Below are 24,145 nucleotides of genomic sequence, written 5' to 3'. Positions count from 1 at the left end.
ATAAAGAGGGTGAGATGCCCTCTCGCCGAAAGACCAAGGGTTCCTGCTTAAAGCTAATCTGAGCAGGGTGAGCCGGCCCCTAAGACGAGCCCGAAGGGGGTAGTCGATGGGAACCACGTTAATATTCGTGGGCCTGGTGGTGTGTGACGGATCTCTTATGTTGTCGGTCCTTATCGGATTGGACCGGCTTCGACGAGGTTCCAGGAAATAGCCCCACCGTATAGACCGTACCCGAAACCGACACAGGTGGTCTGGTAGAGTATACCAAGGCGCTTGAGAGAAGTGTACTGAAGGAACTCGGCAAATTGCCTCCGTACCTTCGGAAGAAGGAGGCCCTTGTTCTGCGCAAGCAGTTCAAGGGGGCACAGGCCAGGGGGTAGCGACTGTTTAGCAAAAACACAGGACTCTGCTAAGTCGGCTTCAAGACGACGTATAGGGTCTGACGCCTGCCCGGTGCCTGAAGGTTAAGTGGAGGGGTGCAAGCTCCGAAATGAAGCCCAGGTAAACGGCGGCCGTAACTATAACGGTCCTAAGGTAGCGAAATTCCTTGTCGGGTAAGTTCCGACCTGCACGAATGGCGTAACGACTTCCCCACTGTCTCCAGTACATGCTCAGCGAAATTGAATTCTCCGTGAAGATGCGGAGTACCCGCGGTTAGACGGAAAGACCCCGTGCACCTTTACTGCAGCTTCAGAGTGGCATTAGGAAAGAACTGTGTAGCATAGGTGGGAGGCTTTGAAGCGACGGCGCCAGCTGTCGTGGAGCCATAGGTGAAATACCACCCTGTTGTTTTCTGATGTCTAACCTCGCACCGTTAGCCGGTGTAGGGACCCTCTGTGGCGGGTAGTTTGACTGGGGCGGTCGCCTCCTAAAGAGTAACGGAGGCGCGCGATGGTGGGCTCAGGCCGGTTGGAAACCGGCTGTTAGAGTGCAATGGCATAAGCCCGCCTGACTGCGAGACTGACAAGTCGAGCAGAGACGAAAGTCGGTCATAGTGATCCGGTGGTCCCTCGTGGAAGGGCCATCGCTCAACGGATAAAAGGTACGCCGGGGATAACAGGCTGATAACCCCCAAGAGCTCATATCGACGGGGTTGTTTGGCACCTCGATGTCGGCTCATCACATCCTGGGGCTGGAGCAGGTCCCAAGGGTTTGGCTGTTCGCCAATTAAAGTGGTACGTGAGCTGGGTTCAGAACGTCGCGAGACAGTTTGGTCCCTATCTGCCGTGGGCGTCGATATTTGAGAGGAGTTGACCCTAGTACGAGAGGACCGGGTTGAACATACCTCTGGTGGACCTGTCATTGCGCCAGCAGTGCAGCAGGGTAGCTATGTATGGACGGGATAACCGCTGAAAGCATCTAAGCGGGAAGCCTCCCTCAAGATAAGATATCACAGAGCCGTCGAAGACCACGACGTTGATAGGCCGGATGTGGAAGCGCAGTAATGCGTGGAGCTAACCGGTCCTAATTGCTCTATTCGCGCTTGATGAATCCCACCATCAACGACAGGATTGGACGAGCTGAGGCTCCGCCGAGCCACGCTTCATGCGGGGCTTGGAGAGACCCAGACCTTCCATCTGTCGAGACTAGATAAGTGCACGATTTCTAGAACTTCGTTGTTGCGCCGGCTCCATAGCTTGGTGGCCATAGCGTCTGTGACCCACCCGATCCCATCTCGAACTCGGCCGTGAAACCAGACTGCGCCGATGGTACTATTGCTTAAGCAGTGGAAGAGTAGGTCGCCGCCAGGCTTTGAAGCCGGCGCAGCAAACGAAGAAACCCATTCACATGTTTTTGCTTGGCCTCAGGTGCCGGCAGCCGCATCCGCGGCTTTGGCTTCCGCACCATAAGGTGCAACGGCCGGTCGGCCTTGCGGAGTCTCCGGCTCCGGCCGCCACGCAAAGCGAAATTGGCGCGGGATGGAGCAGCCCGGTAGCTCGTCAGGCTCATAACCTGAAGGTCGCAGGTTCAAATCCTGCTCCCGCAACCACCAATACAGAACTCCCTCGGAGCCCACCGGCTCCGGGGGCTTTTTGTCGTCTAGGCCGCGCAAACCGTAGCCACGCAGTGCCCGAAACCGATTAGCCTAAGGCCGCAGCCAATGGGTTCCGCCGGGACCGGGCTATTGCCACCGCTATTCATAGCCCAAGGCCATGGGCTGCTCCCCAAAAGATTGGGCTGTGCCGGTTGGAAAAACCGGTCGGGCCCGTATCCTCGCCTTGGCGCGGCAGCTCAGGACAGGACGTCCATGTGCCGACGCGCGGGGGAGACTTATCGATGCGAATATCGAGGCTGAGCGCCGGCGCGCGTGGGCCGACAGGGCGAGGGCGGGCCATGACAGCGCGCCGGATCGTCACTCTGGCGGCCGCCGCGGCGACCGTGGCCTTGGCCACTTGGAGCAGTGCGCGCGCAGCGGGTGCGACGGTGGTTCCCAGCCAGGTCGTTGCGGATCGGGTCTTCGTCAACGGGCCGGTGATCACGATCGACACACATGGCCACACCGCGCGGGCACTGGCCGTCAAGGACGGGCGCATCCTCGAGGTCGGCGACGAGGCTTCGGTTCGTAAGCTCGTCGGGCGCGATACGGTCGTCACCGATCTTGGCGGCCGGGCGCTCGTCCCGGGCTTCATCGATGCGCACAGCCATTTCCTCGGCGTCGGAACCGCCTTGTACGGCGCGGACCTCAACAGCCCGCCGATCGGCGCCGTGCGGTCGATCGACGACATCGTCCGCATCCTCGCCGAGCGGGCGAAGTCGGTGCCCGAGGGCGGCACCATCGTCGGGCGCGGCTATGACGACACTTTGCTCGCCGAGCGCCGCCACCCGACCCGGCACGACCTCGACCGCGCCTCGACCAGGCACAGGATCATCATCCGCCATATATCGGGCCACTTCTCGGCCGCGAACAGCCGCGCGATCGAGGAGAGTGGCATCGGTCCGGAAACCCGCGACCCCACCAACGGCGTGATCCGGCGCGAGGCGGACGGCACGCCCCTGGGCGTGTTCGAGGAAACCGCCGCGTCGCTGGTCAAGCGGGGCCCGGACGCCGTCTACGGACGCGCGCAGCAGCTCGAGGCGGCCAAGCAGGCCGCGGCGATCTATGCCGCGCAAGGCGTCACGACCGCGCAGCACAGCTCCGCGGGCAAGCGCACGTTCGAGCTGCTCAAGGCCGCGCAGGCGAGTGGAAGCGTAAAGCTGCGGCTGGTCCTGCTTCCCAACGGCACGCTCGCCAACGCGTCGTCGCCTCCCGTCGATCCGGCCACGGCGATCGCGGACGGCTTGGTCCTTGGGCCGGTCAAGCTCTTCGCCGACGGCTCGATCCAGGGCTATACCGGCTATCTTTCCGATCCCTACCATGTCGCGCCCCCGCAGGCGGAGGCAGGCTATCGCGGTTATCCGGCGCAGAGCTGCAATCGCGTCGAAACGCGGGTCGCCGCGCTTGTCGCGCGCGGCTGGCAGGTGGCGATCCACGGCAATGGCGATGCCGCGATCGACTGCGCGCTGGGCGCCATGGAGAAAGCGCGGCCGCTTGCGACAGCCGCCCATTACCGCCCGGTGGTGATCCACGCCCAGATGAGCCGCCCGGACCAGCTGGACCGGATGAAGGCGATCGGCGCGACCCCGTCCTTCTTCTCGCTGCACACTTATTATTGGGGCGATCGCCATCGCGACCAATTCATCGGGCCGGAGCGCGCGGCGCGGATCAGCCCGGTCGGCTCTTCGCTCGCGCGCGCCCTCCGCTACACGGTCCATACGGATTCGCCGGTGGTGCCGATGGACCAGATCCGGCTGCTATGGGCGACCGTCAATCGCGTCACCACCGGCGGGGCGGTGCTCGGTCCCGAGGAACGGGTCTCGGCCCTCGAGGCGCTGCGCGCGATGACCTATAACGCCGCTTACCAATACGGCCTCGAGCGCGAGCTCGGCTCGCTCGAGCGCGGCAAGCTCGCCGACCTCGTAATCCTGTCCGAAGACCCGCTCGCGGTCGCTCCGCGGGCACTGGACGGCCTGCGCGTCGTCGAAACCATCGTCGGGGGCAAGACCATCTTCGCCGCCGGAAACCCTGACAGAAAGGAACCTTGAACATGGCCGCAACTGGAGAGGCGCTCTGCGCCGGACCGCCGCTCAGCCGCGCGCGACGGGCGGGCGATCTGCTGTTCGTCTCGGGCCAGCTTCCGCGCGGCGCCGACGGCGCGATCGTGCGCGGAGACTTCCGCGCCAAGGCGGATCGGGCGCTCGCCAATCTCGTCGCCATCCTGCGCGCCGAGGGCCTCGGGCCCGAGCATGTCGTCAAGACGACGGCGTGGCTGACGGACGCTGCCCATATGGACGCCTTCAACGCCGCCTATCGCGCGGTGTTCTCGACGCCCTATCCGGCGCGCTCGGTGGTGATTTCGGGGCTCGTCGCCGACGACGCCGACGTGGAGATCGAGGCTGTCGCCCACTTCGGGTGAAGCCGTGCATCGCTTGCCGCCCGCGTCGGGCGTTCGCCTGTTAGGATTGTGAATGCGTTTCCGTCACATCGAGATTTTCCACGCCGTCTATGCGAACGGCTCGATCAGCGCCGCGGCACGTTCGCTGAGCGTTTCGCAGCCTTCGGTCAGCAAGCTGTTGCGCCACGCCGAGGACCAGCTCGGCTTCAAGCTGTTCCAGCTGGTGCGCGGGCGCCTGGTGGCCACCGACGAAGCGCACGCCCTCTATCGCGAGGCTGGCGACGTTTTCGAGCGCCTGAACTCGCTCCAGCAGACCGCGCGCAATCTCCGGCTGAACGGCGGCGGCCATATCCGTCTTGCGACCGTGCCTTCGCTCGCGCTCAAGGTCGTGCCGAATGCGATCGCGCGCTTCCGCAGCATGCATCCCAATGCGAGCTTCGCGGTCCACACGCAGCATCATGACGAAGTCGTGCGCTCCTTGCTGGAGCGCGAGTGCGACGTTGCTCTCGCTTACGACCCGCCGCCCCATTCCCGCCTCGTGACGCGCGACCTGTGCGAGGGCGAACTGGTCGTCCTGTTCCGGCCGGATATCTTCGAACGGTCGGAACAGCGGCTGCCCCTGCAGGAACTGGAAGGTCGCGATGTCATCGGCGTCGCCGCGGCGGGCCCGATCGGCGAGGTGTTCGGCTCGGCCGTGGACCGGCTGGGCATCTCGTTTCGCGAGACGGTCTCGGCGCAGACCTTCTACGTCGCCGCCGCGCTCGCCCAGTCGGACGCCGGCATAACGATCGTCGACGAGTTCACCGCGCGCGCCTGGGCTTCGCCGGACCTGGCTTTTCGGTACGCGGATCCGCCGCTGCGATTCACGCTCCAGTGCGTGTCGCTGGAAGACCGGCCGCTCACCAAGCTGGCGGAGCGCTTCATCGCCACCTTGAGCGAAGCCCTGACCGAGGGGCGCGAGCAGCCCATCGATTAGGGCTATGGGAGCGGCAAAGAATCGTTTGGATGCACCCCCTTGGATGCGCGGCCCCGGGCGGTAGGATTGCGCATCATCGAGCGCCCATGGCGCAATAATAATGCGCAGAAGAAGGGCGGCCGGCATTACCATGCTGCTTTCGCAAAACTTGGATCCTTCCTTGCTGGATCAAGGAAGAATGAGAGACGGCAGCAGCGCCGTCGTGCTGGGGGCCGGGGTTGTGGGCGTGGCGACTGCCTATGCGCTTGCCCGCCGCGGCGTCGCCGTAACCCTCGTCGATCGGAATGCGGGGCCGGGCCGCGGCACCTCGTTCGCCAACGGGGCGCAGCTCAGCTACGTCTATACCGACGCGTTGGCGGCGCCGGCGCTGATCGCGCGGATCCCGTGGCTGGCGATGGCCCGCGATCAGGCCTTCCGTCTCAGTCCCAGTTTCGACCTCGATTTCCTGCGTTGGGGGCTGAGCTTCCTGCGCAACGGGACGCTCTCGCGCTTTCATGCGAACACCCTCGATGGGTTGCGGCTCGGGCTGGAATCGCGGCTGGCAATGCATGCGTTGCTCGAGCGCCATCCGATCGAATTCGGGCATGCGGCGCCGGGAAAGATCCATCTTTACAAGACGGCGGCAAGCCTCGCCGCCGCGTCCAGCCTCGTTGATCTGAAGCGCACTCTGGGGGCCGTCCAGCACGTCCTCACGCCGCAAGAGACGCTGGCGGTGGAGCCGGCTCTCGACGGGGTCATCTCCAATTATGCAGGGGCGATCCATTCGCCGCAGGAAGAGGTGGGCGACGCCTGGCGTTTCTGCGTCTCGCTGACCGAATGTCTGGAGCGCGATTATGGCGTGCGCACCCGCTTCGGGCTGGACGTGGCCAAGGTCGACCTGTCCTCGGCTCGGCCTGCTCTGGTTGCGGCGGGCGGCGAGCGGATCGAGGCGGATCGCCTTGCCGTCTGCGCCGGGGTCGACGCGCCGCCGCTGCTGCGGACCGCGGGTCTCCGCGCCAGGATCTGGCCGATGAAGGGCTATTCGTTCACGGCCCCGCCAGGCCCGCAATCGCCGCGCACCAGCATCACCGATGTCGCGCGCAAGCTGGTGTTCTGCAGGCTTTCCGGAAAAATGCGTGTTGCCGGCCTAGCCGATCTGGGGCGGCGCGACCTCGACGTCGACCAAAAGCGGCTGGATGCGCTGATCGGGCCGGCGCGGAGCGGGTTCCCCGAGGCCGTCCATTACGACCGGATCGAGAGCACCTGGGCCGGCCTGCGCCCGATGACTCCCAATTCCCTGCCGATGCTCGAGCGACCGCGGCCCGACGTCGTGCTCAACCTCGGCCATGGAGCGCTTGGATGGACCTATGCGATGGGATCGGCCGAACGCGCCGCGGGCGCACTGGCGATGGCGTCATGCTGATCAAGCGGAAGCTGCGCAGCGGCAAACTCCTCTCGCTGACCGTGGCCGGCCTGCTCTGCGGGGGTGCGGCCCCGCCGGCGCCGTTCGACCTACTGATTGTCGGCGGCGAGCTGATCGATGGCACCGGTGCGGGCGCAGTGCGGGCCGACGTCGGCGTCAAGGGGGACAGGATCGTCTTCGTCGGCAATGCTGCGGTCGCCAATGTCCAGGCCGATCGGCGGATCGACGCCAGCGGCAAGCTGGTCACGCCCGGGTTCATCGACCCGCACACGCATAGCGGCGGCGATCTTGCCGCCAAGGACCCCGGCCGGCGCGCGGCGCTTAACCATGTGATGCAGGGCGTGACGACAATTCTGGTCGGCAATGACGGCGGTGGCGCGATAGACCCTGCGCCGGCCCGCGACACCGGCGTCAACGTCGCCCGCTTCGTCGGCTTCGGGCCGGTGCGGCGCGCCGTGATCGGCGACGCGGATCGGGACCCAAGCCCGGACGAACTCGCGCAGATGCGCGGCCTGGTCGCGACGGCGATGTGCGAGGGCGCGATCGGCTTCTCGACCGGCCTCTATTATGCGCCGCAGAGCTTTGCGAAGACCGGGGAAGTCGTAGCGCTAGCACGCGAGGCTGCGCTTCGCGGCGGCATCTACGACACGCATCTGCGCGAGGAAGGGTCGGGCGGCATCGGCCTGGCAGCTTCCGTGGATGAAGCGATCGCGGTCGGCCGCGGCGCCGGCCTTCCGGTCCACATCGCCCACATCAAGGCGCTGGGCGCCGACGTGCACGGGCAGGCTCCGTCGATCATCGCCAAGATCGAGGCGGCCCGCGCGAGCGGGCTTCGCGTCACCGCGGACCAATATCCGTGGGCGGCATCGGGCACGCGACTGACAAGCGCACTCGTCCCGGGCTGGGCGATGGACGGCGGGCGCGACGCGCTTCGCGCCCGGCTGGATGACCCCAAGCTCGCTGTCGGCATGGAAGAGAATCTGCGCCGCCGCGGCGGCGCCGGCGCGGTGCTGATCAGCGGCGGCAAGCACAAGGGCAAGCGCCTCGACGCCCTCGCGGCCGAATGGAACGTCGATCCAGTCGCTGCTGCGATCCGCGTGATCCGCGAAGATGGAAATGCGCCGATCGCGTCATTCAACATGGCCGAGGCCGACATCCACAAGTTCGCTGCGCAACCATGGGTGATGGCCAGCTCCGACGCATCGAGCGGCCACCCCCGCCGATATGGCAGCTTTGCCGAACGCTGGCAGCGCTTCGTGCGCGACGCCAAGGTGGTGACGCCGGCCGCGTTCGTTCAGCGCGCGACCTCGCTCACTGCGTCGACCTTCGGCCTCGAGGGACGGGGCGTCATCCGCGCAGGAAACTATGCCGACATCGCCGTGATCGACCCTAAGCGCTTTGCCGCGCGAGCCAGCTACGAGAAGCCCACCGAGCTTGCGACTGGCGCCGACTTCGTCCTCGTAAACGGCGCCCTCGTCGTCGCCGACGGGCAGCCAACCGGCGCCCTGCCGGGTCGTCGTCTCGCCAAGCCGCGCGACCCGTCATGGAGTTGTCCCGAATGAGCCAGTCCGCCGTTCTTCCCGAACCGACGCCGGCCCGGCCGGGCCTGCTGGCACGCTGGGTCGCGATCTCGCTGTGGAAGCGGATCCTGGCCGCCCTGCTCTTGGGGGTCGTGGCCGGGATGTTGTGGGGCGACGGGGCGGCGCAGATCCAGTGGATCGGCGACGTGTTCGTGCGGCTGATCCGGATGCTGGTGACCCCGCTCGTGTTCCTGACGATCGCATCGGGCGTCGCCGCGCTGGCCGACCCCAAGCGGCTCGGCAGCATCGGCATCAAGACTCTCGGCATGTACGTCTTCACCACCGCGATCGCGGTGACGGTCGGGTTGGCGACTGCGACCCTGTTCGCACCGGGCGCCGGCGCCGATTTCGCCAATGTCGCGCCGCGTGCCGTGGCCGCGCCCAAGGACACGGCCGAGCTGTTTCTCGGCATCATTCCGACAAATCCGATCGGAGCAATGGCGGAAGGGGACACGCTCGCCGTGATCTTCTTCGCAGTGCTCGTCGGCGCGGGCGTCATTGCGGCTGGCGAAAGCGCCGAACCCGTGCGCCGCATTCTCGCGGCCGGCTCGGACGTCATGCTGAAGATCGTCGGCTTCGTGATGGAGATGGCGCCGTTCGGCGTATTCGCGCTGATCGCGGTCGTGGTCGGAGCGAATGGGCCGGAAACCTTCGTCAGCATCTTCTGGCTCACGTTGTGCGTCGTAGTGGGATCGCTGATCCAGACGCTGGTCGTCCACGGCGGGATCGTTATCCGGCTGCTCGCCTGGCTGCCGCCGGTTCCCTTCTTCCGCGGCGTCGCGGACGCGATCTTGGTCGGCTTCTCCACATCCTCGAGCTCGGCGACGCTCCCGGTCGCTATCCGCGTGGCCGAGAACAATCTCGGCGTGTCGCCGCCCATCGCATCGACGGTGCTGCCGCTGGGCGCGACGGTCGGGATGGACGGCGCGGCGATGTATGTCGCGATGCTGACGCTGTTCGCGGCGCAGGCTTTCGGCGTCGATCTGACGCTCGCCGATTATCTGGTGGTCGCGGCGACGACGACGATCGTCGCGATGGGCGTTGCGCCCGTCCCTTCTGGCTCCCTGTTCGTGCTCGCGGCGGTGCTTGCCGCGATCGGCGTCACGCCGGAGCAGACCGCGATCGTGGTCGGATTCATTCTGCCGTTCGATCGGATCCTCGACATGACGCGCACCGTGCCGAACGTCACGGCCGACCTTGCGATCGCCACGGCGGTGGGCCGCTGGGAGGGCGAGATCGACGTCGAAACCTACCTGTCTTCAAACGATCAATAGCGGGCTCGGAAGAAAGCTCGAACTCACAACAAGAAAATATAAACTGGAGGAGAATGAGATGCGTGGTTTGGCTTTCGCCGTCGCTGCCGTCATGGCTTTCGTTACCGGGGCACCGGCCGCTGCACAGCAGCAACCGCGGGTGACGATCGACAAGGTCAGCTTCCCGAGCGGGGACGGCAAGACGACCTTGACCGGCTATGTCTTCAAGAGCGCAGCCGCGCCAGCGAAGGCGCCGGCCGTCGTGATGATCCACGGCCGCTCGGGCGCTTATTCGTCGCGCGCCGACACCTATGAAGCGGACACGCTCAGCGCACGCCACAAGGCTTGGGGCAGGCTGCTGGCGCGGCAGGGTTATGTCGCCATGCTGATCGACGAATATGGATCCGTCGGCTTTCCCGGCGGCTTCACGATCAAGGAGCTCAAGAACCGTCCGCCCGAACTGGAGGACGTGGTCGCCCGCCCGCTCCATGCCTATGGCGCGCTGCGTTATCTGCGGGTTCGCCCCGATATCGACGGCCAGCGCGTCGGCGTGATGGGCTGGTCCAATGGCGGCAGCGTCACGCTCGCGGCGATGGCCGACGACAAGCCGGCCGACATGAGCAAGCTCGGCTTCAAGGCCGCGGCGGCCTTCTATCCGAGCTGCACCCTGCGCAAGCGCTACCAGGAGCAGCGCTACAAGCCTTACGCGCCGGTGAAGGTGTTCATCGGAAGCGCGGACAAGGCGGTTTCCGTCAGCACTTGCCAGCAGCTCGTCGATCGCAGCAGCCGCCGCAACGGCAAGATCGAGATGACGACCTACGAGGGCGCGTCGCACAGCTTCGACGTCCCGACCAGCACGTTCCAGAAGGTGCCGGAAAACGCGCGCGCCCGAACGGAATCGCAGGCCGCCGTCCTGGCTTTCTTCGGCGAGCAGCTCAAGGCGCAGTGATGCGGGGGCTGGGGCCTAGCCCGCAGTTCGCCGCCTTAGCCTCGATCGCCGCTTTGGTGCCGTCCCCGCTGGCTGCGCAGCAGCCGGGCGGGGCGGACGCCGCGTCGGCGGCCGAGGGCGACGCAATCGTCGTCAACGCCACCCGGCCGCGGGGCGGGGTGCTGGGGGACATTCCGCCGGATCATTCGCTGGATGCGGCGGCGATCGCGGGCTATGCGGCGGCCGACCTGTCGGAGCTGATCGCGGAGCTAGCGCCGCTCGTCCAGGGCGTGGGCGATGGCGAGGATTCCGCACCGGTCATCCTGCTCAACGGAAAGCGCGTTTCAAGCTTCCGGGAAATCCGGGCCTTCCCGCCCGAGGCCCTGGAGCGGGTCGATATCTTTCCCGAAGAGGTGGCGCTGAAATACGGGTTCAAGCCCGACCAGAAGGTCGTAAACTTCGTCCTTCTCCGGAACGTTCGCTCGATCAATACCGAACTCCAGTCCCGCCTCGCGACCGCGGGGGGCGCCGGAGTCCATGAAGCCGACGGGGCGGTGCTCAACGTCGGCCCGCGCGGCCGGTCGAGCATCGATATCGAGTTTCGCAGCGAGAACCCGATCTTCGAATCCGAACGGCGCGTGGCGCGCAGCAACCAGTCGCTGTTCGATCCGATCGGCAATGTCGGCGCTGTGCGTGCGGGTGGAGAGATCGATCCTCACCTGAGCGCGCTGCTCGGACGGCCGGTGGTGCGTGCCGGGGTGCCGCAATCGGCGCGGGACGGTCGCCCGGCGCTCGAGGACTTCGCCGCCACTGCCGACGCGCCTTCATCGTCGGATCTGGGGCGGTACCGCACCCTTGAGCCCGCCCGGCGCGACTTCACCATCAACGGCTCGCTGAACCGCACGCTCTGGGGCGACGTCGACGCCACGGTGAACGGGCGCTTCGAAGTCGGCGAGCGTGTCGCCCATCTGGGGCTTGCGGGCGCGACGCTCGCCGTTCCCGCGAGCAATCCCTATTCGCCGTTCAGCCGCGACGTCAGGCTTTCCCGCTACGATCTGCTCTACGGGCCGCGCCTTCGTGACACCGACACGAGCGAAGCCCATCTGGGCGTGGTGCTGAATGGCATGATGCGGCCGTGGCGCTGGACGCTCACCGCCGAATATGATCGCGCCACCAGCGATATCCGAACCGACGCCGGCCTCGACGTACAAGCGTTCCAGGAGGCGATCGACGACGGCGATCCGTCGCTCAATCCGTTCGCCCCTTTCCAGTCGAGGGATCTGGTCGGCCGCCTGCAAAATTATTCGCGCTGGCGAAACGAGCATGCACGGGCGGAACTGGTCACCAACGGCCCGATCGCCGATCTGCCGGCGGGCGAGCTGGCGCTGACGGTCAAGCTCGGCGGCGACCGCCGCACGCTCGCAGGGTCGGCGCGCACCAACGGCGTCGAACGCCAGCGGGACCTCGGCCGCGATCGCGCCGCCGTCCAGGCGAGCCTGGATATCCCGCTCGCCAGCCGCCGAATGGGCTCCCCGCTCGGCCAGCTCGCGCTCAACCTCAATGCGGAGGCCGAGCAGCTTTCCGACGTCGGCACGCTCGCGGGCTTCGGCTATGGCTTCACCTGGTCGCCCGTTCGGAGCCTCCGGATCGTCGGCAGCTTCGCGCGCGACGATCGCGCACCGACCATTCAGCAGCTCAGCGATCCGATGCTCGTGACGCCGGATTCGCGTGTCTACGATTTCGTGCACAACGAGACCGTCGATGTCGTGCGCACGACCGGCGGCAATCCCGAGCTTCGCCCGCAATCCCGCCGCAAGTGGAAGCTCGGCGTCACCGCCCAGCCCCTGCCGGCGAAGGAACTCACGCTGAGCGCCGAATATGTCCGCGAGCGCGTCGTCAATCCGATCAGGAGCTTCCCGTCGGTGACGCCCGAGCTGGAAGCGGCGTTCCCGACAAGATTCCAGCGCAGCCCGGACGGGCTGCTGGTTGCGGTCGACGCGCGCCCGCTCAATTTCGCCAGCCGAAGCGCAGACGCACTGCGCTGGGGCGTGCGCCTGTCCCGCCCGATGGGCCCCGAGCGCCGTTCGCCCCAGGACCCCGCCGATACCGCGCAGCGCGCGGGCGGACCCGCCGCGGAGGGAAACAAAGGCGCCGCCCGAAAGGGCCCGCGCCGCGCATCCAATGCGGGCCGCCTGCAGGCATCCGTCCATCACAAATGGCGAATGAACGACGAGATGCTGGTCGCCGCCGGGGGCCCGACGCTCGATTTTCTCAATGGCGCGGCGGCAGGGGATACGGGCGGCCGGGCGCGGCACGAGGTCGAAGCCAAGCTCGCTCTGTCCCGCGGCGGCCTTACCGCGAAGGCGAGCGGGCGATGGCAGGCCGGCTCCACGGTGAGCGGCGGCGCGGCCCAGCGGGATCTTGTCTTTTCGGATCTCGCGACGCTGGATTTCAGCGTCTCGGCCAATCTCGGCCGGCAGCCCGGTCTGGCGCGTTACGGCTGGCTGCGCGACACGCGCCTCACCATCGGCGTGCGCAACGTCTTCGATGAAAGGCTGCTGGTGCACGACGCGCAGGGCGCCACGCCCATCCGATACCTGCCCGACGTCCTCGATCCGTTCGGCCGATCGGTCCGGATCAGCCTGCGAAAATTGCTCCGGTGAGCCCTGTGCAGCCCGCCGCCAATCCCCATCATGAAAGAGGCCCGACTATGAATGATTTTCCGAATATGCCGATCCGGGTTCCGGCCGGAAGCGCCAGATCGGCGCTGCTCGCGGCCGCCGTGTCCGGCCTGGCTCTGTGTGCCCAGGCCGTCGGCGCCGCGCCGACCGCACCCCCGCTCGACGAGCAGGTGCGCCGGATCATCGACAGCCCGGCGGCCTCGAAGGCGCCCGGCTGCGTCGTCGGCCTCTTCCAGGACGGCAAGGCCGTCACACAAGTTGCGGCCGGACATGCCGACGTCGCGAACGGCAAGCCGCTCTCCGCCGACACGCAATTCTATGCGGCGTCGCTCTCGAAGCAATTCACCGCGCTCGCCGCGATCCGGCTCGCCGAGCAAGGGCGCCTCGACCTCGACGCGGATATCCGCCGCTATATTCCCGAATTTCCCGATTACGGCACCGCCGTCACGGCAAGGATGCTGATGCACCACAGCGCGGGACTGCGCGACTGGCTGCATCTCGCCCGCTTCGCCGGCACGTCGGCGGCGAGCCTGGACAAGAAGGCCGCGCTCGATCTCGTCCTGCGCCAAAGCGCGCCCAATTATGAGCCGGGCACACGCTATCTCTATTCGAACAGCGGCTATCTGGTGCTGGCCGAGATCGTCGAACGCGTGGCGGGCGAGCCGTTCCCGCGCCACCTCGAACGCACGTTGCTGCGTCCGCTGGGGATGACGAACAGCTTCTTCATGGACGGCAAGCGCCCGGAGAGCGCCTTGCTGGCGCACGGTTATGTGGGGCGGGCGGGAAAATATCAGTTCCGCAACAATTATCCCACGATCAGCGGCTCGGGCGGCCTGATCACCTCGCTTGCCGATCTCGCCAAGTTCGAGGCGGCGATGGCCGGCGACAGCGCGGTCATCAGTTCCGCCGCCCGCAAGCTGCGCCTCCAGCCGGGACTGCTCACGGGCGGCGTTCCGGCCACCGACCCTGCGAAGGGCCTGACCTATGCGGGCGGGGTGACGGTGGGGCGGCCGGACGGGCAGCTGATGGTCCGGCACGGCGGAAGCGCCGACGGCTTCACCGGGCTCTATGTGCGTTATCCCGAGGAGCGCCGTGCCACGATTCTTCTCTGCAACCAGGGCGGGCTGGACCTGGACGCCAAGGCGCGGGCGATCGATGCCGCACGCGGCGACGCCGCCCCGGGCGCCCATGTCCTCGCGAACGGCGAGCAGCGGACCTATTATCTTCCGGAGGTGGCGCGATACTATCGGGTCGAGGCCGGCGAGGGCGAGATCCAGGTCGGCAACAGCGCGACTGCCGACCAGTTCGACGGATCGCCGCAGCGATACGCGCTATCGGACGAAGGCGATTACCGCTCCGGCCAATATTCCGTCCGCTTCCTCGATAAAGGCCGTACGCTCGTCCTCTCGTCCGGCCGAGCCTCCGGCGTGCGGGGCAGTGAGGTCGGCCGCTAGCAAACGGCGGGCGGGCGGGGAGGGCGCCCCCGCCCCGCTCGCTTACGAGCGTTTCAGCGCTTTGACATGTTCGGCGATCATCAGCGTATCGACATAGCGCTGTTGAGAGCCTTGGCTGCCGAGAACCACGATGTGGTAGCGCCGGCCATCGATCGTCATCTCGGTCAGGAGGCAGGCGCCGGCCGTCTTGGTGGTCCCGGTCTTGATCCCCGAGACATTGGGATCGCCGAGCAGGCGGTGCGTATTCGACCAGGAGACGTGGCGGCTCTCGCCATCTGCTGTCCGTGCCTGGGTGGCGAAGGTTCGGGTCCCGAAGACCTGCTTGAGAAGCGGTTGGGCGGTTGCGGCACGGGCCAGGATCATCAGGTCGTGGACCGTCGTGGTGCGATCGTTGACGGTGCCGCCGTCGCCGAAGGAGGATCGGTAGATCGTATCCTTCATGCCGAGGGACTGGGCCTTGCGGTTCATCGCCGCGATGAAACCCTTGCCGCTGTTGGCCGGGCTGCCGGGCGTCAGGCGCTCGCCGAAATGTTGGGCGAGCGCATAGCCGGCATCGTTTCCGGAGGGCAGCATGAGCGCGTAAAGCGTGTCCCTGACGCTGAGCGACTCAAGCGCCCTAAGGCCCGATTTGCTGCCGACTCGCTCCACCGCCGCCTCCGAGAAGGTGACGGTCTCGTCGAGCACCTCGGGCTGGCGAGCCGCCAGTTCGGTCACGAGCAGTGCGGTCATGACCTTGGTGATGCTCGCCGACTTGAGCGGCGTGGTCGCTTCCTTGGCGGCGACGATCTCGCCGGTTTCGGCATCGGCAATGCCCCAGCCCGAGGCCGTAATCCGCTCCAGGCCAGCCAATGGGGCGGCCGCTAGCGGGGCCGCGGCCGCCGGGGGCCGTGGGTCGCCGGCGCAGGCGCCGAGCAGGAGGAGGGACGTCAGCAGGATGCTGGAATGCGCGGTCTTCATGTTGGTATCCCTCCTCGGGGCTTTTGCAGGCGGACGTCGCGGCGCGACGGCGCTTATTTCTGGCCGGCGGCCTTGACGGCCTCTTTCGCCTTGAGCTCGATCCCCCAGTGGGCGCCGAGGAACTTCTCGAGCGCGATCGCCGTCGCGTCGCCGAAGCGCTGCCGGTTCTCCGGCGTGTCGCGCACGCCCTTGAAGTTGGTCTCGATCTGGACTCCGCAGATCATGCCGTCCGTCGTTCCGCCGGCCGGCGACGCCGCGGAGCCGCAGGTGTGGCGCCGGGTGTTGTCGCCGCCGCCGAAATAGCGCTCGCCCTGAGGGCCGGGGTCCCCGGCACTCGGGACTGCCGGGAAGCCGTTCTCGGCGAAGAGCGTGCCCAGGCTCGTCGGGCCGCGCAGGAGGGTGGAGAGCGGCGCCGGCCCTTTCAGCAGAGTGCGGACGCTGGCCTTGCCCTTCAGCGCTGCACTGGCGTTGAGTTCATCGTCGGTTCTGTCGATCTGGTCGCCGGTCAGAAGGTAGCCGAGCTCGAGCCTGGGGATGGCATGGGCATGGCCATGAATGTCCATGTACCAGCCGCGCCCGGTCGTCTCGAGGACCTGCGCCTTGGCCGCGTCGATGAAGGCGTGCCATTCGGTCAGCGCACGCTCGGCATCGGGATTGCCGCAGGCGCCGTCCTTCACCCCCCGGTTGGCGTCGAGCTTGCGTCGGGCGAGGCGGTTGATGACCACGTGCGGATAGGTGCCGAAACGGGCGTGGAAGGATTCGCGCATCGCCAGCACCAGCGCCGCGGTGTTGCTGTCGTTGGCCACGACCGTCCTTGCGGCGCAGGCGTCGCGGGTTCGGTCGGGGATAGTATCGGGGCGCAGCGACCCGCCATGCGGCGCGGTGAGGATTACCGGCGCGTTACCCGGGAGGTACTCGATATACTGGTTCTCGCCGAAATAGGATTTGCCCACCTCGAACTTCGCTGGCTTCGCAGCGGCCTCCTTTGTGGCGGCCCGCGCAGTGCCGGCAAGCATGCCGCCGCTTGCGAGCGCCAAAGCCAGCGCCGTGGCACCAATTGTCCAATTTCCCCGAGATACGCGCATCACCCACTCCCCGTCTGTTTTGTTCTATTTCTATGGCGCCGCCTCAGCGTCCGGAGGGACGAGACGGTTAGTCCGGATAGTTGGCCTCCGGGGAGTCCGAACAAGAGAAAATCGGGACGGGATGTATAGCCCCGCACTATGGGCGCAGCGTGATGGCACCGGGGATCGTCGAAATATCCCGCGGCGGCTCAGAAGCACGTTGATCAAGGAGATGTCGCGTAGCTCGCGGCTTCGGACCGCCCATTACGGGATAAGAAGCATCGCCGGTGCCGTGCCCCCCCTGGGCTCGGCATGAACTATCCATAGCCCCCTTCTATGCCTGCTCTAACTCTTCGTGGAGGCGCCGAGCAGGCGCTTGAATAGGATCACCCTCAAACAAGACCGGTTGCGCGGAGGCCGTGCCCCAGCAGGGGCCGGCATGCCTTGCAAACCGGGACGGGCGCATGTGCGGCCACAACAGGAGGGGACATTATGAGGAAATTGACTTGGGCCGCCACGCTGTTGGGCGGAGTGTCGTTGATGGCAACCGCGGCCGCCGCACAGACCGAGGCGCAGGACGCCGACGCCGCCCAGGAGGATGCCGTCAACCTTAGCCGGACGGACGCTCCGGGCTCGGCCAATCCCAATGAAGAAATCGTCGTCGTCGGCAGCCACATCAAGGGCGTCGACGTCTCCGGTGCGCTGCCGGTCACGATCCTCGACGAGAACGACATCGATTCGGTCGCGGCCGAGAATGGCGACGACCTGTTCCGGGCGATCGCCCAGGCGGGCGACGTCAACTTCAACGAGACCCAGGACGTTGGCGGCAGCAACGATGCCCGCGGCGACGTCGCGTCGATCAACCTGCGCGCGCTCGGCACCGGCAACACTCTTGTGCTGCTCAACGGTCGCCGCATGGTACTCCACCCGGGCACGCAAACCGAGAATCTGGTGCCGGTGCAGAGCGTCAACACCAATGCGATCCCGGTCATGGGCGTGCGCCGGGTCGAGGTGCTGCTCGACGGCGCTGCCGCCATCTACGGCTCCGATGCGGTTGCCGGCGTGGTCAATACCGTCCTCAAGAAGAACCTGAACAGCCTCGCGATCAGTGCCCAGGTAAGCCTCACCGAGGATTCCGATCAGGAATCCTACCGAGTTTCGTTCGAGGGCGGCAACACCTTCAACGACGGTAAGACGAACATCTCGGTGTTCGGGTCATACAACAAGCGCGACCCGCTCTGGGCGCACGAGCGTAAGAACTCGCGTTCGCGCGACCTCCGGCCGCTGCTGGAGGGCACGCCGTTCGAAGGCATGAGCGCGTTCGACAATCGGTCGTTGGACACGCCCTGGGGCGAGTTCCAGCGCCTGACTTTGACCTACGCCCCCTCGACCACGACGGCCTACGTCAACGGCGAGCAGCTCACGACCAGCGGGCTCTTCCACGTGCAGCCGGCGATCAACGGCGGGTGCGTTGCTCCGGCCGGCAATGGCGTATGCTACGACAACAGCACCCTGGCGACGCTCGGGTCCGACGCCAACGTCAAGTATAACAGTAATGCCGAGCGGATGATCAGCGGCGGCAACGAGCGTCTCAACCTGTTCGGGTTCGTCAATCACGAATTTGAGAGCGGCGTCGAGCTCTTCGGTGAGGTCGGCTATTATGGCTCCGACTTCAATTCGCAGCGAGAACAGGAGACCGCCCTCTCGAGCCAGCGACTGATCATTCCGGTCCAGGCCTACTGGAATCCGATGGGACCGGTCGGCAGCCCGAACCGGATTCCGGGTCTGACGGGCGTCTTGACCAGTGGTGTGCCGCTTGAGCTTCGCGACTATCGCCCGGTGGATGCCGGCCCCCTGAAGATCAACGTCAAGAACGCAACTACGCGCTTCCTCGGCGGTTTGCGCGGCGAGACGGCCGGGTTCGACTGGGAAACGGCTGCGCTTTACTCGCGCGCCCGCACCAACGACACGATGGAGACGATCAGTCTGACCAAGTTCCAGGAGGCGCTCTCGCGGACCGATTGGACCGGCTATAACCCGTTCAACGGCGGCGATCCGCTCAATCCCGGATCCCTTGATTCCACGCCGAACCATCAGTCGATCATCGACAGCTTCATCGTCGATACTTCGCGGATCAACACGACGTCGCTCACCATGGCCGACTTCAAGGTCTCCAGGAACGATCTGTTCAACCTGCCGGCCGGGCGGGTCGGCATGGCGGCAGGCGTCGAGTTCCGGCACGAGACGTTCTCGGATGACCGGGATGACCGTTTCGACGGCACGATCGTGTTCACCGCGCTGGATGGCAGCTCGAACGGCAGCGACGTGATGGGCGCGAGCCCCACTCCGGATTCGTCCGGTTCGCGCGACGTCTATTCGGGTTTCGCCGAGCTCGCCGTTCCGCTCGTTTCGCCGCGGATGAACGTCCCCGGCGTACACTCGCTAAACATGCAACTGGCCGGCCGCGTCGAGAGCTACGACGGCTTCGGCACGGTCGCGACGCCCAAGATCGCTTTGTCCTATCATCCGATCCCGTGGCTGCAGGTCCGCGGTGCATGGTCGCAGGGGTTCCGCGCGCCGGGCCTGCCGCAGCTTTTCGAGAACGGCATCGAACGCGCCAACGGCCGCACCGACTGGGTCCGTTGCGAGGCCGACCTCCGCGCCGGCCGGATCAGCAATATCGCCAATTGCGGCCGGAGCTTCACGTCGGTCAGCCAGCGCTCGGGCAGCCGCGACCTGAAACCCGAGAGGTCCGAGAATCTGACGATCGGCATCACGGCGCAGCCGCCGCTGCCCGACGCTTTCGGGCGGCTGACGCTGACCGCCGATTTCTGGCAGATCAAGCAGAAGGACCTGATCGGCATCTTCGGCGACAACAACGCACTGACCCTCGATTACTTGATGCGCGCCGAAGGCAGCTTCAACCCGAACGTCGTCCGCGCCGATCCGACGCCGGAGGAGATCGCTCTCTTCGACGGCACGGGGCTCGCGCCGGTCGGCCGCGTCATGCATGTCGCCGACCACTACATGAACCTCAATCCGCGGACCGTCCAAGGCGTGGATGTCGGCGCCTATTACCGGCTGCGGGAGACGCCGATCGGCACTTTCAGCTTCCGCGTGAACGCCGCCCATCTCCTGAAATTCTACCAGGAGCCGAGCGAGCTTCACCAGCGGCTGCTTGACGGTCAGGCGGCGGGAACGATCAGCTCGCAGATCCGCATCACCGGTGCCGAAGACCTCGTTCGTCAGAATGCGCGGCCGGCGTGGCGCGGGTCGGCGTCGATCACCTGGCGTCTCGGTCAGTTCGGCGCGGGCTATTTCGGCAGCTATGTCGGCAGCGTGGTGGACACCAGCGCGGTCCTGCCGGATGGCTCCCGCTTCCGGGTGAGCGACCATTCGACGCATAACCTCTATCTGCAATATGTCGTCGACACGAAGGGTTCGCTGGACGGTACGCGGCTGCGGATCGGCGTGCGGAATATCTTCAACAACCTTCCGCCGCTGGCCGATGCCACGCTCGGTTATCTCGGCAGCCTCTACAACAACAATGGCCGCGTGATCTACGCATCGATCCGCAACCGCTTCTGATGAGCGGGCGGCCCGGGCACTCCCTTGCCTGGGCCGCCGTTCATGAGCGGCCGTCCTGAGTGGTGTAATTGGTCGGCTTCTCCACGGTGCCGCGCGCGCCTCTTCAATCCAGGTGCGCGCGGCGCCGTGATTTGCCGTTTGCGCACCAACACGCCTAATGGTTTCTGGACATGATGATCCTTCGCCGCCTTGCGCTCCTCCCCGCTGTCCTCGCCTCCCTCGCCCTGGCCGCCTGTGCCAGCGTTCCGGAGCGCCAGCCGCAACCGCAGCCGCAATCCCAGATTTTCGTCGCGGCCGCGCATCCGCTCGCTGCCGAGGCCGGGATGGACGTGCTCCGCAAGGGCGGCAGCGCGGTCGACGCCGCGGTGGCGGTGCAGGCGATGCTGAGCCTGGTCGAGCCGCAAAGCTCGGGCCTCGGCGGCGGCGCATTCCTGGTCCATTTCGACGCGGCGGAGGGCAAGGTCAGCGTCCTCGACGGGCGGGAGACCGCGCCGGCGGCGGCGACGCCGGACATGTTCCTCGGCGCCGACGGCAAGCCGGTGTCGCGCGCGACCGCCATGCTTTCGGGCCGGGCGACGGGCGTCCCCGGCGTCGTCGCGATGCTCAAGAAGGCGCATGACGAGAAAGGCGCGCTCCCCTGGGCCGCTTTGTTCGAAACCACGGCGCAGCGGGCGGAGCAGGGCTTCACCGTCACCAAGCGGCTCGAGCGGTTCATCCACGGCGATTCCCCGCAGGCGAAAGCGCCCGACGTCACCGCTTATTTCAGGGGCGCCCGCGCCGGCGACACGATCCGCAATCCGGCCTACGCCGCCTTCGTCCGCCGTCTCGCCGAGGAGGGCTCCGACGCCTTCTATCGCGGCCCGACGGCCGAGCGGATCGTGGCACGGACCAGGACGGGGCCGCTGCCGGGCTCGATGACCTTGGCTGACCTTGCCGGCTACACGCCGGTGGCGCGCGAACCCCTGTGCGGCACCTACCGATTGCTGCTCGTCTGCACGCCGCCGCCGCCCGCGAGCGGTGTCGGGCTGCTCCAGATGCTCGCCATCCTCGAGCGTACCGACATCGCCGATCGCGGCCCGAACGATCCCCAGGCCTGGTTCCTGTTCGCCGAGGCGAGCCGGCTGATGTATGCCGACCGCGATGCGCTCGTCGGCGACCCTGCCTTCGTGAACGTGCCGGTCAAGGCAATGCTCGATCCTTCCTATGTCGCCGGTCGCGCCGCGCTGATCGGGCCTGCGGCCGGCCCCGCGCCGCGCGCCGGCATCGCGCCGACCGGCGCCGACGCCACCCAAGAGCCCGCCGGCACCTCGCATTTCGTGGTCGTCGATGCGCGCGGCAACGCGGTGTCGATGACGACCACCGTCGAATCCTTCTTCGGCTCCGGCCGGATGGTCGACGGTTTCTTCCTCAACAACCAGATGACCGATTTCTCGCTGCGCCCCGAGGGTCCGAACGCGATCGCGCCGGGCAAGCGCCCGCGCTCGTCGATGACGCCGCTGATCGCGCTCGATGCGCAAGGCCGCTTCGCCGCAGCGCTCGGCTCGCCCGGCGGCAATGCGATCCTCGGCTATGTCGGCAAGACGCTGGTCGGCCTGGTCGACTGGGACCTCTCGATGCAGCAGGCGATCGCGCTGCCGAACCTTGTGGCGCGCGGCAACGCTTTCAACGGCGAGGCCGCCAAGATGCCCCCCGCCGTGACCTCGGGCCTGAAGGCGCGCGGGATCACCGTCGTTGCCGGCAGCGGTGAGGATTCCGGCCTCCACGGCGTCATCCGCCGCGGCGCCACGCTCGACGGCGGCGCCGACCCGCGCCGCGACGGAGTGGCGCGGGCCGAAGCGGCGCAGTGACCCGTGCTTGACCTTGCTTCCGTAGTCGGGAGCCCCGTTCTGCCCGATTGCGTGATCGGTGAGCCGGACGCGCGTCCTACATAGGTCAAAGCCTGCTACGTTCGCATTTGGCCAACTCCAACGCACGCGCGCCGGATATGCCGCTTGATCGTGCGGCCGCGACGGCCCACATAAAGCGGATTGCCGCTCTCTGCGTGAGAGTGCCGATCGCAAATTGGTGGCGCTGGCTCCCGCTTGTGAAGCGACGATCGAGTCGCGATCCAGCGCGAGGACCATAGCCATGACATTCCGCCCTCTCCATGATCGCGTGCCTGCGCGGGGCACCCTGCCTGCCAAGGATCGCACATGATGGCGCCAAAAGACGTGAAATTCTCCCGCGATGCGCGCGAAAGCGTCATTCGCGGCGTCGACATCCTGGCCAATGCGGTGAAGGTGACGCTCGGTCCCAAGGGACGAAACGTCGTCGTCGGCACCAGCTTCGGCGCGCCGCGCATCACCAAGGACGGCGTCACCGTCGCCAAGGAGATCGAACTCCCCGACAATTTCGAGAATATGGGCGCGCAGATGCTGCGCACCGTGGCGTCCCGGACGCACGATCATGCCGGTGACGGCACCACCACTGCCACCGTGCTCGCCCAAGCGATCGCCCGCGAAGGGATGAAGTCGGTCGAGGCCGGCGTGAACCCGATGGACCTCAAGCGCGGGATCGATCTTGCCGTTCTCAAGGTGGTCGAAGACCTGAAGGCGCAGTCGAGGCCCGTCTCGACCAACGCGGAGATCGCCCAGATCGGCGTCATTTCTGCCAACGGCGACACCATCGTCGGCGAGAAGATCGCCGAGGCGATGGACAAGGTCGGCAAGGAAGGCGTGATCACCGTCGAGGAGGCCAAGGGCATCGCATTCGAACTGGAGATCGTCGACGGCCTCCAATTCGATCGCGGCTTCCTCAGCCCCTATTTCATCACCAACGCGGAAAAGATGCAGGTCGAGTTCTCCGACCCCTACATCCTGCTGCACGAGAAGAAGCTGTCGAACCTGCAGGCGATGCTCCCCATCCTGGAAGCGGTCGCGCAATCGGGTCGCCCGCTGCTGATCGTTGCCGAGGACATCGAGGGCGAGGCTCTCGCCACCCTCGTCGTCAACAAGCTGCGCGGCGGGCTCAAGGTCGCGGCCGTGAAGGCGCCGGGCTTCGGCGATCGCCGCAAGGCGGTGCTCGAGGACATGGCCATCCTGACGCGCGGCCAGGTGGTCACGGACGACCTCGGCATCAAGCTCGAGACGGTGACGCTTGAAATGCTGGGCACCGCGAGCCGGGTCACGATCGACAAGGACAAGACGACCGTCGTCGGCGGCGCCGGCGCGCCGGAGGCGATCAAGGCCCGGGTCGATTCCATCCGCGGCGAGATCGAGCGCTCGGACAGCGAATATGACATGGAGAAGCTCCAGGAGCGTCTTGCCAAGCTCGCCGGCGGCGTCGCGATCATCAAGGTCGGCGGCTCGTCCGAACTCGAGGTGACGGAACGCACGGACCGCGTCGACGACGCGCTCAGCGCGACCCGCGCGGCGGTCGAGGAGGGGATCGTTCCTGGCGGCGGCACCGCGCTTCTCTATGCGTCGAAGGCCCTCGACGGGCTGACAGGAGGCAATGACGAACAGACTCGCGGCATCGACATCGTCCGCCGCGCGCTGCGGTGGCCGCTGCGCCAGATCGCGGAAAATGCCGGCTTCGATGGGGCGGTGGTCGCCGGCCGATTGTTGGACCAGGAGAGCCGGACCTTCGGTTTCAATGCGCAGACGGGGGTCTATGAGGATCTGGTCGGCTCAGGGGTCATCGATCCCACCAAGGTCGTCCGCTCGGCGCTGCAGGACGCGGCGTCGGTGGCGGGTCTGCTCATCACGACCGAGGCGGCCATCGCCGAATTGCAGGACGACGCGCCCGCGCATCAAGCGCTCTGATGCGGCGCGGCTCCCCTGACCGAGCC

At 66.6% G+C, this 24,145-nt stretch carries 14 protein-coding genes, 1 tRNA gene and 2 rRNA genes (1 of these 17 cut by a window edge); 15 read left to right on the top strand and 2 right to left on the bottom strand.

Annotation, left to right across the window (positions count from 1 at the left end; all coding sequences use genetic code 11):
* From SH591_RS07300 to SH591_RS07245, 12 genes are all read left to right on the top strand, one after another.
* A 23S ribosomal RNA gene (locus SH591_RS07300) occupies positions 1-1,488 on the top strand; it begins 1,307 nt to the left of the window's first position.
* 148 nt (positions 1,489-1,636) lie between these two features.
* Positions 1,637-1,751 (top strand): 5S ribosomal RNA (gene rrf / locus SH591_RS07295).
* Between the two features lie 162 nt (positions 1,752-1,913).
* A tRNA-Met gene (locus tag SH591_RS07290) sits at positions 1,914-1,990 on the top strand.
* A gap of 344 nt (positions 1,991-2,334) precedes the next feature.
* The gene (locus SH591_RS07285; RefSeq protein ID WP_324751154.1) at positions 2,335-4,083 is read left to right on the top strand and encodes an amidohydrolase; all 1,749 of its coding nucleotides are present in this window, start codon (positions 2,335-2,337) and stop codon (positions 4,081-4,083) included.
* Positions 4,084-4,085: 2 nt separating this feature from the next.
* Positions 4,086-4,454: a RidA family protein gene (locus tag SH591_RS07280; protein ID WP_324751153.1), complete on the top strand. Its 369-nt coding sequence runs from the start codon at positions 4,086-4,088 to the stop codon at positions 4,452-4,454.
* Between the two features lie 52 nt (positions 4,455-4,506).
* On the top strand, positions 4,507-5,409 hold the full coding sequence (locus SH591_RS07275) for a LysR family transcriptional regulator (RefSeq protein ID WP_324751152.1): 903 nt from the start codon (positions 4,507-4,509) through the stop codon (positions 5,407-5,409).
* Between the two features lie 178 nt (positions 5,410-5,587).
* Entirely contained in the window at positions 5,588-6,811 is a 1,224-nt protein-coding gene (locus SH591_RS07270; RefSeq protein ID WP_324751151.1) for an FAD-dependent oxidoreductase, read from the top strand.
* Positions 6,805-8,373, top strand: coding sequence for an N-acyl-D-amino-acid deacylase family protein (locus SH591_RS07265; RefSeq protein ID WP_324751150.1), 1,569 nt, complete (start codon positions 6,805-6,807; stop codon positions 8,371-8,373). Before SH591_RS07270 ends, SH591_RS07265 begins: the two co-directional genes overlap by 7 nt.
* Positions 8,370-9,665 (top strand): dicarboxylate/amino acid:cation symporter, encoded by a 1,296-nt coding sequence (locus SH591_RS07260; protein WP_324751149.1) that lies wholly within the window; start codon positions 8,370-8,372, stop codon positions 9,663-9,665. The genes SH591_RS07265 and SH591_RS07260 overlap by 4 nt, the downstream gene beginning before the upstream one ends.
* Positions 9,666-9,723: 58 nt before the next feature.
* Positions 9,724-10,593, top strand: a complete 870-nt coding sequence (locus SH591_RS07255) for a dienelactone hydrolase family protein (protein ID WP_324751148.1) — start codon at positions 9,724-9,726, stop codon at positions 10,591-10,593.
* Positions 10,593-13,235: a TonB-dependent receptor gene (locus SH591_RS07250; RefSeq protein ID WP_324751147.1), complete on the top strand. Its 2,643-nt coding sequence runs from the start codon at positions 10,593-10,595 to the stop codon at positions 13,233-13,235. The genes SH591_RS07255 and SH591_RS07250 overlap by 1 nt, the downstream gene beginning before the upstream one ends.
* A gap of 47 nt (positions 13,236-13,282) precedes the next feature.
* A complete protein-coding gene (locus SH591_RS07245) occupies positions 13,283-14,707 on the top strand; it encodes a serine hydrolase domain-containing protein (protein WP_324751146.1) in 1,425 nt (474 codons plus the stop codon).
* 42 nt (positions 14,708-14,749) lie between these two features.
* On the opposite strand, the gene SH591_RS07240 is transcribed toward SH591_RS07245, so the two are convergent.
* Together SH591_RS07240 and SH591_RS07235 are read right to left on the bottom strand one after the other, a co-directional pair.
* Positions 14,750-15,664, bottom strand: a complete 915-nt coding sequence (locus SH591_RS07240; protein ID WP_324751145.1) for a D-alanyl-D-alanine carboxypeptidase family protein — start codon at positions 15,662-15,664, stop codon at positions 14,750-14,752.
* A 53-nt stretch (positions 15,665-15,717) separates the two neighbouring features.
* On the bottom strand, positions 15,718-16,701 hold the full coding sequence (locus tag SH591_RS07235) for a hypothetical protein (RefSeq protein WP_324751144.1): 984 nt from the start codon (positions 16,699-16,701) through the stop codon (positions 15,718-15,720).
* Positions 16,702-17,220: 519 nt separating this feature from the next.
* Between SH591_RS07235 and SH591_RS07230 the strand changes: the two genes are divergently transcribed.
* From SH591_RS07230 to groL, 3 genes are all read left to right on the top strand, one after another.
* On the top strand, positions 17,221-20,316 hold the full coding sequence (locus SH591_RS07230) for a TonB-dependent receptor domain-containing protein (protein WP_324751143.1): 3,096 nt from the start codon (positions 17,221-17,223) through the stop codon (positions 20,314-20,316).
* A gap of 170 nt (positions 20,317-20,486) precedes the next feature.
* A complete protein-coding gene (gene ggt / locus SH591_RS07225) occupies positions 20,487-22,163 on the top strand; it encodes a gamma-glutamyltransferase (protein ID WP_324751142.1) in 1,677 nt (558 codons plus the stop codon).
* Positions 22,164-22,511: 348 nt separating this feature from the next.
* Positions 22,512-24,119: a chaperonin GroEL gene (groL, locus tag SH591_RS07220; protein ID WP_324751344.1), complete on the top strand. Its 1,608-nt coding sequence runs from the start codon at positions 22,512-22,514 to the stop codon at positions 24,117-24,119.
* The last annotated feature ends 26 nt before the right edge of the window (positions 24,120-24,145 follow it).

The organism is Sphingomonas sp. LY54 (assembly GCF_035594035.1).
Classification (GTDB): domain Bacteria; phylum Pseudomonadota; class Alphaproteobacteria; order Sphingomonadales; family Sphingomonadaceae; genus Allosphingosinicella.
This window is presented reverse-complemented; position numbering and strand designations above follow the sequence as displayed.